16 protein-coding genes are annotated in these 15,187 nt (G+C 45.1%); 5 read left to right on the forward strand and 11 right to left on the reverse strand.

Features of this window, described 5'->3' with window-relative positions:
• Positions 1-1,296 (reverse strand): glutamine synthetase family protein, encoded by a 1,296-nt coding sequence (locus tag KNO66_RS04190; protein WP_214740718.1) that lies wholly within the window; start codon positions 1,294-1,296, stop codon positions 1-3.
• Between the two features lie 189 nt (positions 1,297-1,485).
• Between KNO66_RS04190 and KNO66_RS04195 the strand changes: the two genes are divergently transcribed.
• Positions 1,486-2,523 (forward strand): SDR family oxidoreductase, encoded by a 1,038-nt coding sequence (locus KNO66_RS04195; RefSeq protein WP_214740720.1) that lies wholly within the window; start codon positions 1,486-1,488, stop codon positions 2,521-2,523.
• A 28-nt stretch (positions 2,524-2,551) separates the two neighbouring features.
• Here the strand turns inward: KNO66_RS04195 and KNO66_RS04200 are convergent, their stop codons facing one another.
• Both KNO66_RS04200 and KNO66_RS04205 read right to left on the reverse strand, forming a co-directional pair.
• Entirely contained in the window at positions 2,552-2,872 is a 321-nt protein-coding gene (locus KNO66_RS04200; protein WP_214740722.1) for a YflT domain-containing protein, read from the reverse strand.
• An 83-nt stretch (positions 2,873-2,955) separates the two neighbouring features.
• Positions 2,956-3,168 (reverse strand): hypothetical protein, encoded by a 213-nt coding sequence (locus KNO66_RS04205; protein WP_214740724.1) that lies wholly within the window; start codon positions 3,166-3,168, stop codon positions 2,956-2,958.
• 97 nt (positions 3,169-3,265) lie between these two features.
• Here KNO66_RS04205 and KNO66_RS04210 point away from each other — a divergent pair, with 97 nt between their 5' ends.
• Positions 3,266-4,324: a GTP pyrophosphokinase gene (locus KNO66_RS04210; RefSeq protein ID WP_353048537.1), complete on the forward strand. Its 1,059-nt coding sequence runs from the start codon at positions 3,266-3,268 to the stop codon at positions 4,322-4,324.
• An 87-nt stretch (positions 4,325-4,411) separates the two neighbouring features.
• On the forward strand, positions 4,412-4,849 hold the full coding sequence (locus tag KNO66_RS04215) for a MarR family winged helix-turn-helix transcriptional regulator (RefSeq protein ID WP_214740726.1): 438 nt from the start codon (positions 4,412-4,414) through the stop codon (positions 4,847-4,849).
• A 44-nt stretch (positions 4,850-4,893) separates the two neighbouring features.
• Here the strand turns inward: KNO66_RS04215 and KNO66_RS04220 are convergent, their stop codons facing one another.
• The 5 genes from KNO66_RS04220 to KNO66_RS04240 form a co-directional block, all read right to left on the reverse strand.
• Positions 4,894-5,412 carry a class F sortase gene (locus KNO66_RS04220; protein WP_214740728.1) on the reverse strand — a complete coding sequence of 173 codons (519 nt, stop codon included), beginning with the start codon at positions 5,410-5,412 and terminating at the stop codon, positions 4,894-4,896.
• Between the two features lie 73 nt (positions 5,413-5,485).
• Positions 5,486-6,283 (reverse strand): DUF4397 domain-containing protein, encoded by a 798-nt coding sequence (locus KNO66_RS04225; protein ID WP_214740730.1) that lies wholly within the window; start codon positions 6,281-6,283, stop codon positions 5,486-5,488.
• A gap of 249 nt (positions 6,284-6,532) precedes the next feature.
• A complete protein-coding gene (locus KNO66_RS04230) occupies positions 6,533-7,240 on the reverse strand; it encodes a glycerophosphodiester phosphodiesterase (RefSeq protein ID WP_214740732.1) in 708 nt (235 codons plus the stop codon).
• Positions 7,237-8,709 carry a carboxypeptidase M32 gene (locus KNO66_RS04235; protein ID WP_214740734.1) on the reverse strand — a complete coding sequence of 491 codons (1,473 nt, stop codon included), beginning with the start codon at positions 8,707-8,709 and terminating at the stop codon, positions 7,237-7,239. The genes KNO66_RS04230 and KNO66_RS04235 overlap by 4 nt, the downstream gene beginning before the upstream one ends.
• 72 nt (positions 8,710-8,781) lie before the next feature.
• A complete protein-coding gene (locus tag KNO66_RS04240; RefSeq protein ID WP_214740736.1) occupies positions 8,782-10,314 on the reverse strand; it encodes an FAD-dependent oxidoreductase in 1,533 nt (510 codons plus the stop codon).
• Between the two features lie 199 nt (positions 10,315-10,513).
• Here KNO66_RS04240 and KNO66_RS04245 point away from each other — a divergent pair, with 199 nt between their 5' ends.
• Positions 10,514-11,485 carry a D-alanyl-D-alanine carboxypeptidase family protein gene (locus tag KNO66_RS04245; protein ID WP_214740738.1) on the forward strand — a complete coding sequence of 324 codons (972 nt, stop codon included), beginning with the start codon at positions 10,514-10,516 and terminating at the stop codon, positions 11,483-11,485.
• Between the two features lie 336 nt (positions 11,486-11,821).
• The gene (gene putP / locus KNO66_RS04250) at positions 11,822-13,303 is read left to right on the forward strand and encodes a sodium/proline symporter PutP (RefSeq protein ID WP_214740740.1); all 1,482 of its coding nucleotides are present in this window, start codon (positions 11,822-11,824) and stop codon (positions 13,301-13,303) included.
• A 52-nt stretch (positions 13,304-13,355) separates the two neighbouring features.
• On the opposite strand, the gene KNO66_RS04255 is transcribed toward putP, so the two are convergent.
• The 3 genes from KNO66_RS04255 to KNO66_RS04265 form a co-directional block, all read right to left on the reverse strand.
• Positions 13,356-13,661, reverse strand: coding sequence for a hypothetical protein (locus KNO66_RS04255; RefSeq protein WP_214740742.1), 306 nt, complete (start codon positions 13,659-13,661; stop codon positions 13,356-13,358).
• A 15-nt stretch (positions 13,662-13,676) separates the two neighbouring features.
• Positions 13,677-14,231 (reverse strand): hypothetical protein, encoded by a 555-nt coding sequence (locus tag KNO66_RS04260; protein WP_214740744.1) that lies wholly within the window; start codon positions 14,229-14,231, stop codon positions 13,677-13,679.
• 80 nt (positions 14,232-14,311) lie between these two features.
• On the reverse strand, positions 14,312-15,133 hold the full coding sequence (locus KNO66_RS04265; RefSeq protein ID WP_214740746.1) for a YihY/virulence factor BrkB family protein: 822 nt from the start codon (positions 15,131-15,133) through the stop codon (positions 14,312-14,314).
• Positions 15,134-15,187: the final 54 nt, after the last annotated feature.

The raw sequence follows: 15,187 nt of genomic DNA on the forward strand, positions 1-15,187 counted from the left end.
TTATTTTCGTACTTGAATGAGTGACAAGTAACGATCAATCATATTGTGGTTAAAGTAATCATGGAAATTGTCTTGTTTCAGTGACTGAATCGATTCATGGAATGTCGCTGGAAGTGAAGCGATTCCTTGACTTTCAATTTGTTTCGCCGAGTACTCGAATAAGTCGTCTTCATTCGGTGAAGATGGGACGAGTTGTTGTTCGATTCCCTCAAGACCTGCATAGATGAGGGCGGCGAGTGCTAAATAAGGGTTCGCACTCGGGTCAGGATTTCGAACTTCGACGCGTGTCGCACTTCCACGGGATGCCGGGATACGAATCATCGAACTACGGTTCGATGGGCTCCAACAAATATTGACCGGTGCCTCAAATCCTGGCACGAGCCGCTCATATGATTCAGGTAGTGGATTCGTGAAGATGGCGGTCGCGCGAGCATGCTTCAAGATTCCTTCAATGAAGTGACGTGCCGTTTTCGACAAACCATAATCTGCATCAGCCTCATCAAATGCGTTGTTCGTCGCATTCCCAGCGTCGTCGTTCTTCCATACCGAGATGTTGAGATGCATTCCAGATCCGTTCACATCACGCAACGGTTTCGGCAAGAAGGAAACGGAAGCTCCTTTTTCTTTTGCTGCGATTTTAACGATTTCCTTAAAGAACTGGATGTTATCTGCTGTATGGAGAGCATCGTCATATTTGATGCCGATTTCATGTTGTGCAGGCGCGACCTCATGGTGTACGGCCTCGATGTTGAACCCAACATTGCTCAAGCGGTTTGCGATATGCTGTCGGACTTCATAACCCTTGTCCTCTGAACGGGTTGAAAAGTATCCAGCCTCGTCATAAAATTCCCCATTCTCATCAAAGATGAAGAATTCAGGCTCCGCTCCGACAAATACCGAGTACCCATCACGAGCAGCACGTTCAAGGGCCTCTTTCAATACATTTCGTGGGTCGTATTCGTAACGCTCTCCTTCCGGTGTACATACGTCACAGAAGAACGCTAAAATCTGTTCATCCCCATCTTGCTCATACCGTGGACGATCTAAATCCGGTCTCAAGAATAAGTCAGAGTTTTTGATGGAAGAGAATCCGTTGATGGAAGAGCCATCAAACATCGTTTTTCCTTCAAATACCTCTGGCAACAATTTTGCCGAAAGGGTCAAGAGTTTCAAGTCACCGAGTACATCTGAAAAGTAAAGATGGATTTGGGTGATGCCTTTCTCTTGTACCGTTTTCTCAATCTCTTGTTGCTTCTTTGCTACGTCATCCTTGTCTGTTCCGAATAGATTTGCCATGATTCTTTAAAACCTCACTTCAATGGATTTGACAGGCAAGCTGTCGTTACGCACCTTTTGTACGCTTCTCTATAGTTGATAACCGACTTCTATTTTTTCTAAACATGGAATTTCAAAAGAGGTGAAGTGGCTACATCACACGAGACTTGGTATGATGGATGAAGAATGCGATAGAGAGGGAGAACGCGATTGTATATTTTTATGACTGGTGGAACTGGATTTTTAGGAGGACGTCTCGCCAAAGAGTTGATTCAACGAGGGCATCGGATCTGCATGCTTGCCCGGACACCTGAGAAAGTAAAGGCTCAATTCACTAAGAAAGAACGTGAATCAATTGACGTTTTATCAGGGGATTTGACAGCAGAAGCGCTTGGTGCGGATGAGCGCTTCATCGATACACATTCTGGGAAGATTGATTTATTCCTTCACATGGCGGCACTCGTCAAATTTGATGAAGGACTCCGCAAAGAATTGTTTGAGACGAACTTGACCGGAACGAAAGAGGCTCTTCGATTGGCTCAGGCGGTTGATTGCCAGAGATTTTTCCATGTGAGTACCGCCTATACACTCGGTGCTAAAGAAGTCGGTGGCGAAACACTTTACGATGTCTCACAATCGTTTTTAAATCCGTATGAAGAGAGCAAGGCCTACGCCGAACAAGCCGTCTGGCAGATGCGAGATGAGTTTGACGTGTCAATCTTCCGACCAGCCATCATCGTCGGGGACTCTAAGACGGGTGAAGCGGATTCGAAATTCACGATGTACGGCTATATGAAAGCCCTTGAATTGTTCAAACGTAAGTTAGAGCGTCGTGGTCATGACCTTGACACGATACGGCTGATCGGGTCCGCGACAGGCACTTCAAACCTCGTCCCTGTCGATTATGTTGCGGACGTCTTATTGGCCGCCATCGAGCACGCAAAGGCGAGCACCATCTACAACGTGACGAACGATGCACCACCACAAAACAAGACGATGCTTGATTATATGAAAGACTCATTATCATTCCCACATCTGACGATTACGGAGACACCGGCTACGACACTCAGTTCAGTTGAACAATCGTTTAACGAGATGGTGAAAGTGTTCAATCCTTATTTGAATCGAAACATCACCTTCCATGACGAGAACACGAAACAGTTATTACGAGATGCCGGTTTTTCCCCACTTCGACTCGATCACCAGTCGTTACGCCGTATCGTGAATGCCTATTATCAGACAAAATAAAAAATGGACCGGGGTTGCCGGTCCATTTTCATTTATCACAAACTAAAACGATTTTTCCGTCTTTAATTTCATGTTCGAGGGATTCGACCATTTCTTTCGTGAGTCCGAGGCTCTCCATTTGTTCCATTCGGTCATCTGAGTTGCTCGTGAACTTAGATAACAACGACTCGAACATCCCTTTCTCCGGGATACGATATGGCTGGACGCCGGCCTCTGCGGCCAAACGAACCGTCAATTCTTCATCTTTCGCAAATAAATAAATATGTTCGTTCACACAGCCGCCCGAGACCATCTCATTCACCTCGTGGTCCACAGTCGTCATATCATTCACTACTCTCGTCTCTAACATGCCCATCCTCCTATACGTTCACAATTATTTCATTGTTTTTATTATTCCCCGAAAATGAGCAGATAAACATGATTGTTTGAAGTTTATTCGTGCGTCCATTCTTCGATCCCGAAGTGCTCCACGATTCCTTTGATTCGCTCTCGCTCCCCTTCAATCATTGATCTCCCCTCTAATCGAGCGGTGACGACGAACTTGTTCTCTACTTCCCGAATTCGAGATATACGATACCCTGCTTGTTGCAGTAACCCCGCAATGATTTCAACTTTCTCTCTTTCACCTGATCGGAACGTATGCATTCATTCCATCCCCTTTCATTTCTGTGACGCTTCCATGCTATCATATCGTTTCAGAATGATGATGATATACTAAAGTTAGAGAAAAGGAGTGATTTCCGTGCCGAAACAAGACTTGAATACAATCATGCTTGAATACTTGAATGAAAAAGAAGATTTCGAGGCGTTTGCCACAAAGCTGAAAGCACTCCTCAGTGAACTGTTGACGGAAGCCGGAATCCAATTTCATTCAATTGTCGCACGTGCCAAGGAAGCGGACAGCCTGTATGCTAAGCTATCACGAAAACCATACCAGTATCGCTCGTTACGCGATGTCCAGGATTTAGCAGGGATTCGGATTGTGACGTATTTCCATGATGACGTACGGGCCGTCGCACAAATATTAGAGGACGAGTTCACCATCGACCGTGAACAGTCCATTGACAAGTCGACATTACTAGATGCCAATGAATTCGGTTATCTTTCCGTGCACTACGTGGTAGAGCTGAGCGAGAAACGACTAGCGCTTGGAGAATATCGCCGATTTGCTGAAAAGGAGGCAGAAATACAAGTCCGCTCGATTTTACAGCATGCTTGGGCAGAAATCGAACATGACCTCGGATACAAAAACCCGAATGCCGTCCCACCGGAAATCAAACGAAGTTTCAGCCGGGTCGCTGGTCTTTTGGAGATTGCCGACTCTGAGTTCGTTAACATCCGAAAACAATTGCGGACGTTCGAACAAGAAACGGTCGAACAAATTCTTGATTCCCCTGAAAAAGTGACAATCACGCGAGATAACTTGAATTATTACATCGCGAACGATCAAACTGTTGAAAAACTAGACAATGCTATTTTCCAGAGCGAATGGCTGCTTGAGACCGATCTCTCGGCCATCGTTGAATTGACGAGAATGTTTCACTACGCCGATATTCGAACGTTCAAAGATTTGAATGACACGCTCTCTATGTATTTCACGAGTGCCATTGAATGCGCATTGCATTTACCGTCCTCTTTGTTACCAAGACAAGGGATGGGGGTTGTCTATGCAGTCCTTGCGAAACTATTGGCGGAAGGCGATGATCCTCAAATTGAATTTTTCTTTAGACGCTTCTATCCCGACCTGAAACATTATGAAGATATCATCCAACAAATTCGGACGAAAGATGAGCCTCTATAACTTTACAGACAACATGTTTTTGATGTAGAATGTTTTTATGTTCTGAAGTATATATGAATAATATTTTGCCAGGAGGTAGTTTCGAGGATGACAACACCTGTACAGACGGCTTCACGTCGTCAGCTCGTCGCTGATGCTGAACGTGGAATCCGAATGAACTATCGCGGAGTGAAAAAAAATCTCCGTTCGATGTTCTCACAATATCTAACCCGTAATGAATTCTTCATCCTACGTTCTCTATGCCAACAAAGTCCTCAAATCGCCTCTGCTTTGTCGAACGAGTTTCAATTCTCGGCTTCGATGATCACGGCACTTGCTGACGAGTTGACGAAAAAAGGATTGATCTCTCGCGAACGTAGCGAGCGTGATCGTCGTGTCGTCGAACTTCAAGCGACAGATGAAGGTCGTGCATTATTTGAGACACTTGAAGACATGAAGATCGAATATTTGATGGATGTCTTCCATGATTTTTCTGATGACGAACTCATTTTACTTTCGAAATTATTAGATCGAATGGATGCTTGACTCATACAAAAAAGGAGATGCGGACCTTATGGTCGCATCTCCTTTTAATTCGATTCAACTAAATGGGCCGTGACCACGATACGATCGAGATACCCCAGATTTTCATCATAAGGTCCTGCGCATGTAATCAATTGAACCCGACTTGCCTGTGTGGCCGCAAAGATCGATGCGAGCGGCACTTGATCTACTCGATATTGGTTGACACTGACCACTTCATACGTTGCGATTTGATCTTTCCGTTGGAGGGTCACCACTTCTCCAATTGGAAGTTGATTTAACTTCGCAAAGATGGCTGGACCGTTCAGATCATCGAGATGACCGGATAACACCACATTTCCCATCTCTCCTGCTTTCGCTCCATATTGATACCACCCGACCTTGTCCACTTCGGACGGGGTGTCCATTCGACCGACCTCGTCCTTCCCGACCGCTTCGATCGATGCCTCGACGGAAATCGATGGAATAATCAGTCGGGATGGGACGAATCGATTCGTGTGAAACGACTGTCGATCAATCTGTTTTGATGTCAATACGAGAGGTTCTGCAAAATCAGCCTTCGGCATGACAAAGGTTTTGTCTGGAGCGTCTGCATGTGAGTCAAAGATAAGAAATAGGAGACCTCCTATAAAGAGAAGTTTAAGCGTCTTGCTTCTGACGACGAAAGACGTAGAAACCAGCCGCTGCCGCTCCAACTACCGCTGCCGCGAGCAACCAGTTAATTGATGCCGTCTGTGCGAGTCCACCTTGCCCTGTCTCAGGTGCCATCGCCATTTCTCCACCGTCAGCGGCGAGAAGGACTTCAAACGCTGGTTCTCCTTCAAGGAGTCCGATTGCGAATGCTGTATAGTTTTTGCCACCTTCGAGTGCGACACCGTCAAGTGCTTTCACGACATCAGTCGCTCCAGCCGGACGCACTTCAAGGTCATACGTCCCCGCATCGAGTGTGCCATAATCACTTACTGCTTTGAACTCGAGGTTTGAGAAGAGTGGGTCGCCACCTTTAGGTGCGACATCAACCGCTGGTGCATCTGGTGCGAAGTGAGCGACACGAACTTTCGATTTACCGTCTTCAAAATTTGCATCGTCTTCCATTGCAGCGATTTCGATGTTCTCAAGCTGACCAATCGCAGCCGCTGTATAATATTTGCCTGCTTCGATTGAAAGGTCTGCTGCGACAACGACTGTTTCTGCATCCCCTGCCGGCTTGATTTCAACGTTGTAATCCCCTGCAGGAAGTGTCAAATAGTCTGTGAGATCTTTGAATTCGGCTCCCTCGACCGCGACTTCCCCATCCACATACACGTCAACTGCCGGTGCATCAGGTGAAGCATGTAGCACACGGACCATCGCGTTTTCGTGTCCATCGGCACTAACCGGTAAGACGAAAGCGAAAGCCAGTGCTAGAGTACCCAGTAAAGACATCAACTTCTTCATGTGAAATTTCCTCCTTTTTTCTACGGTAACCTACGACGTGCATACAACAAATGTGATGCAGTGCTACATGGTGTGCTACATCTGATTGCTATGTAGCTCGGTGACATCTTAAACTTAAGACAATCCGACAGTGACGTAAAGGGAACACTATGCCGTGAATGTGCTCCGATATGCTCACGATTGAAAGCGCTCCCTTTACAATATAGGAAGTTCCCTACTAAAAAATATATAAAACCCTTTAGTCTGCAACTAAAGGGTTTTTCTTGACCACTCGACGTCATTGACGAAAATGGCATCGACTTGTAACGCTCGGCAACGCTCGAGTTGAGCATCCGTCTTAATCGTATAGGGTCTGACAGGTACACCATTCTGTTGCAACCATTTGATTTCAGCATCCGTGATGCGGTCGATGTGAGGATGGACCCCATCGGCACCGACTGCTCTCAGATAGCCGACCATGTCAAAGAGTGGTTGTGCAATCAAGATGGCCGCTTCGATTTCTGGTCGCATCCTCTTTAAACGATGAATGGTCTCATGATTGAATGAGGAAAACAAAATGCGAGACGGTTCAATCCCACTTGCATCGATGGCATTGATGATCTTTGTTTCGATTCCCTCATACCGAAGGACATCCGTCTTCACTTCAAGGTTCAATAGAACCGATTTGTCTTGGACAAGCTTCAATAAATCTTGAAGTGTCGGGATTTTATCCTCACGACCATGACGGATTCCCGCATTGAATGCTCTCAATTCATCAATGGTACAGGCGGAAACTAGACCGTTTCCATCTGTCGTTCGATTTAACGTTTCATCATGAATGAGAATGAGTTCGCCATCTTTCGTCATATGCACATCCGTCTCAATCCCATCTGCGCCTGCCTCAAGTGCGAGGTTGAAGGCAGACATCGTATTTTCCGGGAGGTGTGCCATCACGCCTCGGTGTGCGAATCGCTTCATTTGGAGACGGTCTGATATTTCTTCGTCAAATAGCGAAGAAGAGGCTGTACTGAGATTTCTTGACCTGTCACTTTATGAATGAGTTCGTTCGGTGTGAGACGCTTCCCGTATTGATGGACATGTTCTTGCAACCAAGCTTTGACTGGTTCGATTTCACCGTCTTGAATCAACGTTTCAAACTCAGGGAGATCCGCTTTTAACGTCTCCGTCAATTGAGCCGCATAAATCAAACCGAGCGCATAGCTTGGGAAGTATCCGAATGATCCACCTGCCCAGTGCACATCTTGAAGAACTCCTTTGGCATTCGACGGAACATCGAGCCCGAGATATTCCTTATACTTTTCATTCCACGCGGCCGGAAGCTCATCGACGGATAGCGTCCCTTGAATGAGTGCCTTTTCAAGTTCGTAGCGGATGATGATATGGAGACTGTAAGTCAATTCGTCCGCCTCGATCCGAATGAGGGACGGCTTAGCTTCATTCACCCCACGGTAGAAAGTATCAAAGCTGATGTCCTCGTATGCTGGATGCAACTGTTGAAGTTGCGGATAGACGCGACGTAGGAACGCTTCACTTCGTCCGATGAAGTTCTCAAAGAAGAGCGATTGCGATTCATGGATTCCCATCGATGCTCCTCCTCCAAGTCCGAGTTCATCGAGCATCGGGTCAATTTGTTGCTCATAGGTCGCATGTCCGGCTTCGTGCATCGTACCAAACAGAGCATTTCGGAAATCTGCTTCGTCATATTTCGTCGTAATTCGGACATCGCGTCGGTTGATTGTAATCTCAAACGGGTGCACGGTCGCATCCAATCGACCACGTGACAAGTCATAAGCGACGACGTTCATCCAGTCGTGACAAATTTTTTCTTGGACGTCCGCAGGCATCGACCAATCCATGGATAGCGATTCTTTCGGAAGCTGTTGAATCAATGGCACCAGTTCATCTCGGAGTGAGGCGAACAATTCATCTAACAGTTCGACCGTCATGCCGGGTTCGAAATCATAAAGGAGTGCGTCGTACGGATGCTTCTCATAACCGAAATATTCCGCAAATGTTTGCTGGAAACCGATGATTTTCTTTAAGTACGGAGCGAACATGTCCCAATCGTCCTGTTCCTTCGCTTTTTCCCATGCTGTTTCCGCCTCGGACACAAGTGTCACATAGGCTTGATACTCGTCATGTGGGATTTTGGCGTTACGCTCGTATTGCGTCTTTGCGACAGCAAGTGAACGTGCTTCAACATCAGAGAGCCCCTCCTCATCTGACATGCGCTCGAGCAGTGAGGCAAATGATTCACTTGTTTGCCGTTTGAACGCCTCGGTCGACAAATAACCAATCGTCTCCGCACGTAAAGGTGCCGATTGTTCCGGCATCTGAGTGCGCATATCCCAATATAAGAGAGAGATTGCTTCATCAAAAGCGCGTAGTTGTTTAAAATGTTCTCGCCATTCTTTCGTTATTTCCATTTCAAGTCACCCCTATATGTCATATTTTCTCTTTCTATTTCATTATAGCTGTCAACCTTTACCGACACCAGGTTACAAATCTCCACGCTTGTTGTAGGTAAGTGGTTTTGTGGCAGGACCCTCTAAAACGTCCCCTTTCGCATCAAAGCGAGATCCATGGCATGGACAATCCCATGACCGTTCGGCATTGTTCCATTTCACTGTACAGCCGAGATGTGTACAGGTCAGGTTGACCACATGACACTGGTTATCGAGGTCTCGATATACACCCCTGGTCTTCCCATCAACTTGCACGATCCCCCCCTCATCTAGCTGAAGCTCTTGAACATCTCTTCGTTCAAGCACCCGATCGACTGTCCCTTTTGTGAACTGAGTGACCGTATCTAAGTTTGTCTTAAAGAATGCGCCAATATCAGCAGGTTTTACCGATTGACGGAGTGGAGACATCACTTCAATGAATCGATTCGGCCGACCTGTTAATTGGTCGGCGAGTAAAATCCCGGCAGCGATTCCGTTTGTCATCCCCCACTTCGAAAACCCTGATGCTACAAAGAGATCTCGTTCTCGCTTAAACATTTGTCCCACATATGGAAGTTTGTCTAGCGTCATGAGATCTTGGGACGACCATCGATAGGATGCTCGATTCGTCCCGAAATATGACTGGGCGTCATTCTCCAATCGATCATATCGCAGACGCGTGTCAGTAACTTGTCCCGCAGGATGACCCTCGCCACCGACAAGTAGATAATTCGTTCCCTCTTCCTCGTAGGATCGAAACGAGCGGCTATTCTGTCCGACCTCTAAATACATCCCTTTCAGCGGAGGAAGATTCGTTTCACAGGCAACGATATACGAACGCTCAACAGAAAACTTTGACACATATAGACCGCGCAAGTCATTGAACGGATAGTGGGTCGCAATCACGACCTGATTTGCTTGTACCCTTCTACCGGTAGATGTAGTGACCACCGGACGTGGTCCCTGACTCACTTCCGTCGCTCTCGTTCGTTCATAAATTTTTCCTCCATATCGAACAAAACGATTGGCTAATTCACGTAAATACTTTACGGGATGGAATTGAGCTTGATTATGGATTACCAGCGCTTGCTCGATTGAGAATGGGAGAGTCGATCTTACTTCTTCCGTGGCGTCACCCCCGTCAATTTTCAATCGACGATAGGCATCAAGTTCTTTAGAAAGTTCCTCGTTCGCCTCCCTAGAATAAAGAAACGAATGCTCTGCCGAATAATCACAGTCAAATCCTTCAGCCACTTGATTATTTAAGTAAGCGAGTGCTTCTAAATTGAACTCGTAATACAAACGGGCGATTGATTCATTGAAATGACGAATCAACTGATGATAGATCGCTCCGTGTTGAACAGAACATTTTGCCGTCGTATGACCAGTCGTCCCGTGCCCAATCTCTAACGCTTCTAAGAGCGTCACCTGTTTCCCCCGTCGTTGTAGTTCATAGGCACAGACTAACCCGGCAATCCCTGCCCCGATGACGACGACTTCGGTCGATTCCGAAACGGCGAGCGGCGGGTAAAGATCTCCCGAATCATGTTGTCGCCAAATCGAGTTCGTGAACGGATAACGGTGCATGACACATTCTCCTCTCAAAAAGTGGCATCTCTACTCTTATACCCGAAACACAATTCTTTCATCGTCTGTCAATCATTGACCTAGTTCTTTATTTTAACAGCGAAAAAAGAGAGCGGTTTCTATTATGTTTATCATGTAAAGATAAAAGGAGGGACTTTTCTTGACCCGTAGAAGGAGACATCAAAGAAGAACGTACATCATGCGAAGAATGATTGCAGCGGTCGTGTTGCTTGGAATCCTCGCATTGATCCCGGCATTAGTCGGATTTAAGCAGGATCAAAAATCATCGACTCCAGCAAAAGCGGCCACCCCTGAAGTTGAACAGATGAAACAAGGTCCGGTCTTTCCGAAAATCGAAATGGGAAGTTGGTCTCTGAGTGACACTAATTTGATTGCGAACGAGGACATTCCTGTTGGTGCCCTTACCTTCGTCAACGTGACCGAACAGAAAATATTAATCGACAAGAATGCAAACGATCGTGTGTTTCCAGCCAGTACTACGAAATTGATGACGGCGCTTCTCGCTTATGAGAAAGCTTCAGAGAAAAACGAGCTCGATCAACCAATCATCACCATCAAGAGTTCGACACTTGATATCCCGTGGGACAGTCACATCGCACATCTCGCAATCGGTGATACGCTAACCGTGCGACAAGCGCTTTATGCCACACTTCTCGAATCAGGTAACGATGCCGCAAATAGTTTAGCGGAATACACGAGTGACTCAACCGATGATTTCGTGAAATTGATGAACGCACGGGCTGAAGTATTAGGTTTGACGGGTACTCATTTTATGAACGCACATGGCTATTCTGATCCGAACCATTACACGACGGCGAACGACATGGCCAAAATCGCATACGCTTTCAGTACATATCCAGATCTCGTTGAAATTGCGGGGACATATGAATATAAAGCAGAGTTCAAGGACAAAGATGGAAATGGTAAACGTCGATGGTGGTACCACCTTGGCTCATCAATTAATGAAAGAAGTGTTAATTATTCAAAGTATGTGACCGCCACAAAGACAGGTTATACGGATGAATCCGGATATACGATGGTATTTATCATGAATCATCAGGAAGAAACCTATATTCTTGTCACTATGCAAGCAAAATCTGGTCAAACATTCCCGGCCATGCGTCTTGTAGAAGAATATGCATTTCAATAATTTATGGAAGAACGTGAAATTCACGTTCTTCCTTTTTGCTTTTTTTCAGAAAAAAAGCTATGAATGTTACAACCATGTTACACAGGGAAGTCCTCAACATTTCAAATATTCAGAATATTTAAACTTTTTATTAAAGGATTTTCACTCTTATCCGTTGATATGATGGGCTTTAGAGCCGTTTTTCTGAAAAGGTGACAGTTTGCAATCATTTAAAAGGTTCTGTAAGGTAAGTCACAAGTTCGCTTTTTCAACTTTAGTTACTAACTGTGTGATGTCTTCACACAATCGCGGACGAGTTGATTAAATAGATTTCTTAACTTAATAGGAGGTAATTCAATGCTATGGCAAGAATGGGTATCAATCGCGCTTTATCTCGTGATGATGCTTCTAATCGGATACGTTGCGTATAAACGAACGACCGATTCATCAGATTATATGTTAGGTGGCCGTAAAATGGGGCCAGGAGTTACAGCCATGTCAGCCGGAGCTTCGGATATGAGTGGATGGATGTTAATGGGACTACCGGGTGCAATGTATGCAACTGGACTATCAGCAATTTGGTTAGCCGTTGGATTGGTCATCGGAGCTTACTTGAACTACTTGTTAGTTGCTCCACGACTTCGCGTCTTCACGGAGATGGCGAACGATTCGATTACGATTCCAGACTTCTTAGAGAATCGGTTCCGAGATCACTCGAACTGGCTACGGATCCTATCTGCATCCGTCATCATCATCTTCTTCACGTTCTACACGTCAGCCGGACTTGTATCTGGCGGGAAGTTGTTTGAAAGCTCATTCGGATTAAACTATCAGACAGGTGTGATCGTTACAATCAGTGTCGTGATCTTGTATACCCTCTTCGGTGGGTTCACGGCAGTAAGTTGGACGGACTTTGCACAAGGTGTCATCATGTTCTTGGCACTCGTACTTGTACCACTTGTCGCTTTAACAGATATTGGTGGAGTAGACACTGCTGTCAACTCTGCAACGACAATCAACGCTGATTTGTTTGATGTCTTCAAAGGAACGTCAACACTAGGGATTATCGGTCTTCTTGCATGGGGACTCGGTTACTTTGGTCAGCCACACATCATCGTTCGCTTTATGGCGATTCGTGATGTGAAATCATTGAAAACGGCTCGCCGAATCGGAATGAGTTGGATGACCGTTTCAATCATTGGTGCCGTCATGACAGGGTTTGTCGGAATCGCGTATTTCCGCGGACAAGGAAATCCACTTGGGGACCCGGAAACAGTCTTCATTCGATTCTCTGAAGTCTTGTTCCACCCGTTTATCACTGGATTCTTGTTAGCCGCAATTCTTGCAGCCGTCATGTCTACCGTGTCGTCACAGTTGCTCGTTACGTCATCTGCTTTGACAGAAGACTTCTATCGTAAGTTCTTCAACAAAGAAGCAAGTGAAAAAACAATGGTACGTGCTGGACGCATCGGTGTCTTGCTCGTCGGATTTGTAGCGACACTTATGTCACTCAACCCGTCTAGTACAATCTTGACACTCGTTGGTTATGCTTGGGCCGGTTTCGGTTCTGCATTTGGACCAGCCATACTCCTTTCACTTTATTGGAGTAAGATGACACGTCAAGGTGCCCTCGCTGGTATCCTCGTCGGTGCGGTTACCGTAATTCTTTGGATTGTGACTGGACTTTCAACCGTCCTTTACGAAATGGTCCCTGGTTTCTTCTTGAGTATGTTGGCGATTGTACTTGTCAGCAACTTCACTAGCCAGAAAGAACAAAAACGTATCAACCGTGAATTCGGTGAAATGGAAGCTGAATTGGCAGCTGCTAAGAAAGAATAATTAGATGCATCAAAAAACTCGGTTCCTTTGAAGGGAACCGAGTTTTTTGTATTTACATCGATGCTGCGATTAACCAGACACGAATCACGAATGGCACGAGGACCAATACGAGCATCGCGTTCCGCATCCACTTGTTTCGATTCCAGTAATACGCCATCAATACGAATGGATGAAGGGCGACTAATTCGTAAGGGTTGAACCAAAACCATGTGATCACCAAAACAATCAAATAATAGAGTACCGACTTCTCTTTAGTCGATCGATATTCACGCCACATGTCATATGCACCCTTGAAGAACGCTATGAATGTCGTAATCCAAAATAAAATGACAATGATATTGTCGAATCCACTAAACAACTGTGTAACCACCTTTTAGGAAGCATTTTCTACATAAAAACCGCCCCAATAAATATGACGGTACGTAAACTCTTTTCCACTCTCTACAGTAATCACAATCTCATCTTCCGTCAATACAAGAACGTGAACAGGTACCTCTCCTTGACGTAACATCGGACTGAACAGTTGAAATTGTTTATTCAACCACTTCCGTTCCGAAAAATTTTGATAATGATGAAGCGCGAGCATTGGGTGGACCAAGTATGCTGCACCAATCAATGCAGTGGCGACGGGTGGCGCATTGATTTCCATCAAAAAGGAGAATACGAGAACGAGTGACAATACCGCATAGCCGAATTCTATTAACTCCATAAACGAGGCGCGGCTAGCAATGACATATTGAATCACACGAAACATGAGATACAAGATGATACTGACGATCAAGTACTCAGAGAACGGCGAATGTCGAAACGAGACATCAAGGTAGAACAAGACAGGTAACAACAGAACCCATTTCCAAAGATGTAAGGCGAGGTAAAACAATGATTGATCGATGAAACGACGATTGTGAACGAGCCGTTGCATATCCATGTTTCCCACCTCCGCTTAGATGATGTGGACCTTACGTTACCATTCCCTATTCTTTTAAATGATAACTAGCAATTACACGTCTAGCGAAGTTTTTCTTTTCTCTCCATCAAAGTCGCATTTAAAAGTCCTCCTAGCAAAATAACAGTTGCCGCTAAATAGAACCAAATCAATAAAACGATAAAGGCACCTAATTGTCCATAGAATTGTTCATAGTTTGCAAACTGAGAATAGTAACTGAACACATTCGATACGATTAAGATACCCACTGTAGCAAATGCAGCGCCACTCCAACTGTTTTTAAATGTTCCAGATACACTTGGTAACCATTTATAGACGAATACGAAAACGGTGAATAGGAGGCTCGACCCTACAATCCATCGAAAATAGAACCAGATTTGGGCATAGTCTGTCACGATTTCATCAATGAAAAGCACATATGAAGATAATTCTCTAAGCGCCGTCTCAATTAATGGTACAAGTAGCGAGAACGGAAGAACGAACATAAGTGCCAATGTAATCGCGATATCTTGGATCAGACCTCTCCAAAAGGCCTTATTGCGTACAACTCGATATGCATCGTTTAATGCACGGACAAGTGACTGAACTGCCATCGATGAAATCCAAAGCGCCGGTAAGATACTGAATGATGCCAATTTCAATTTAGAATTATCAAAGATTGCCTCAATGTTCCCCTGTAACAAACGATAGCTTGCTTCTGGCATGATAAGGGACAACGCTTGAATCACGTCCCCACTTGTAAACGGTAAAAAACCGACAATCCCTAGCACAAACAATAAAAATGGGAACGTCGAAAGAATAAAATAGTAGGCCAACATTGCTGCCTGATCAAAAAAACGCTCTGTAAAAAATCGCTTGACGATTGTCAAAAATACTTGTTTCATCATTACTCTCTACTTTCTTATTTTATCTTAAAATACGGTAATTGAAATAATATT

This window comes from Exiguobacterium sp. s48 (assembly GCF_018617395.1).
Classification (GTDB): domain Bacteria; phylum Bacillota; class Bacilli; order Exiguobacteriales; family Exiguobacteriaceae; genus Exiguobacterium.

Coding starts and splice junctions, on each gene's coding strand:
- KNO66_RS04240 (WP_214740736.1), bottom strand. CDS start 10,314: ATGCACCGTTATCCGTTCACGAACTCGATTTGGCGACAACATGATTCG.
- KNO66_RS04260 (WP_214740744.1), bottom strand. CDS start 14,231: ATGGATATGCAACGGCTCGTTCACAATCGTCGTTTCATCGATCAATCA.
- KNO66_RS04230 (WP_214740732.1), bottom strand. CDS start 7,240: ATGAAGCGATTCGCACACCGAGGCGTGATGGCACACCTCCCGGAAAAT.
- KNO66_RS04200 (WP_214740722.1), bottom strand. CDS start 2,872: ATGTTAGAGACGAGAGTAGTGAATGATATGACGACTGTGGACCACGAG.
- KNO66_RS04225 (WP_214740730.1), bottom strand. CDS start 6,283: ATGAAGAAGTTGATGTCTTTACTGGGTACTCTAGCACTGGCTTTCGCT.
- KNO66_RS04215 (WP_214740726.1), top strand. CDS start 4,412: ATGACAACACCTGTACAGACGGCTTCACGTCGTCAGCTCGTCGCTGAT.
- KNO66_RS04245 (WP_214740738.1), top strand. CDS start 10,514: ATGCGAAGAATGATTGCAGCGGTCGTGTTGCTTGGAATCCTCGCATTG.
- putP (WP_214740740.1), top strand. CDS start 11,822: ATGCTATGGCAAGAATGGGTATCAATCGCGCTTTATCTCGTGATGATG.
- KNO66_RS04205 (WP_214740724.1), bottom strand. CDS start 3,168: ATGCATACGTTCCGATCAGGTGAAAGAGAGAAAGTTGAAATCATTGCG.
- KNO66_RS04265 (WP_214740746.1), bottom strand. CDS start 15,133: ATGAAACAAGTATTTTTGACAATCGTCAAGCGATTTTTTACAGAGCGT.
- KNO66_RS04190 (WP_214740718.1), bottom strand. CDS start 1,296: ATGGCAAATCTATTCGGAACAGACAAGGATGACGTAGCAAAGAAGCAA.
- KNO66_RS04235 (WP_214740734.1), bottom strand. CDS start 8,709: ATGGAAATAACGAAAGAATGGCGAGAACATTTTAAACAACTACGCGCT.
- KNO66_RS04220 (WP_214740728.1), bottom strand. CDS start 5,412: ATGCCGAAGGCTGATTTTGCAGAACCTCTCGTATTGACATCAAAACAG.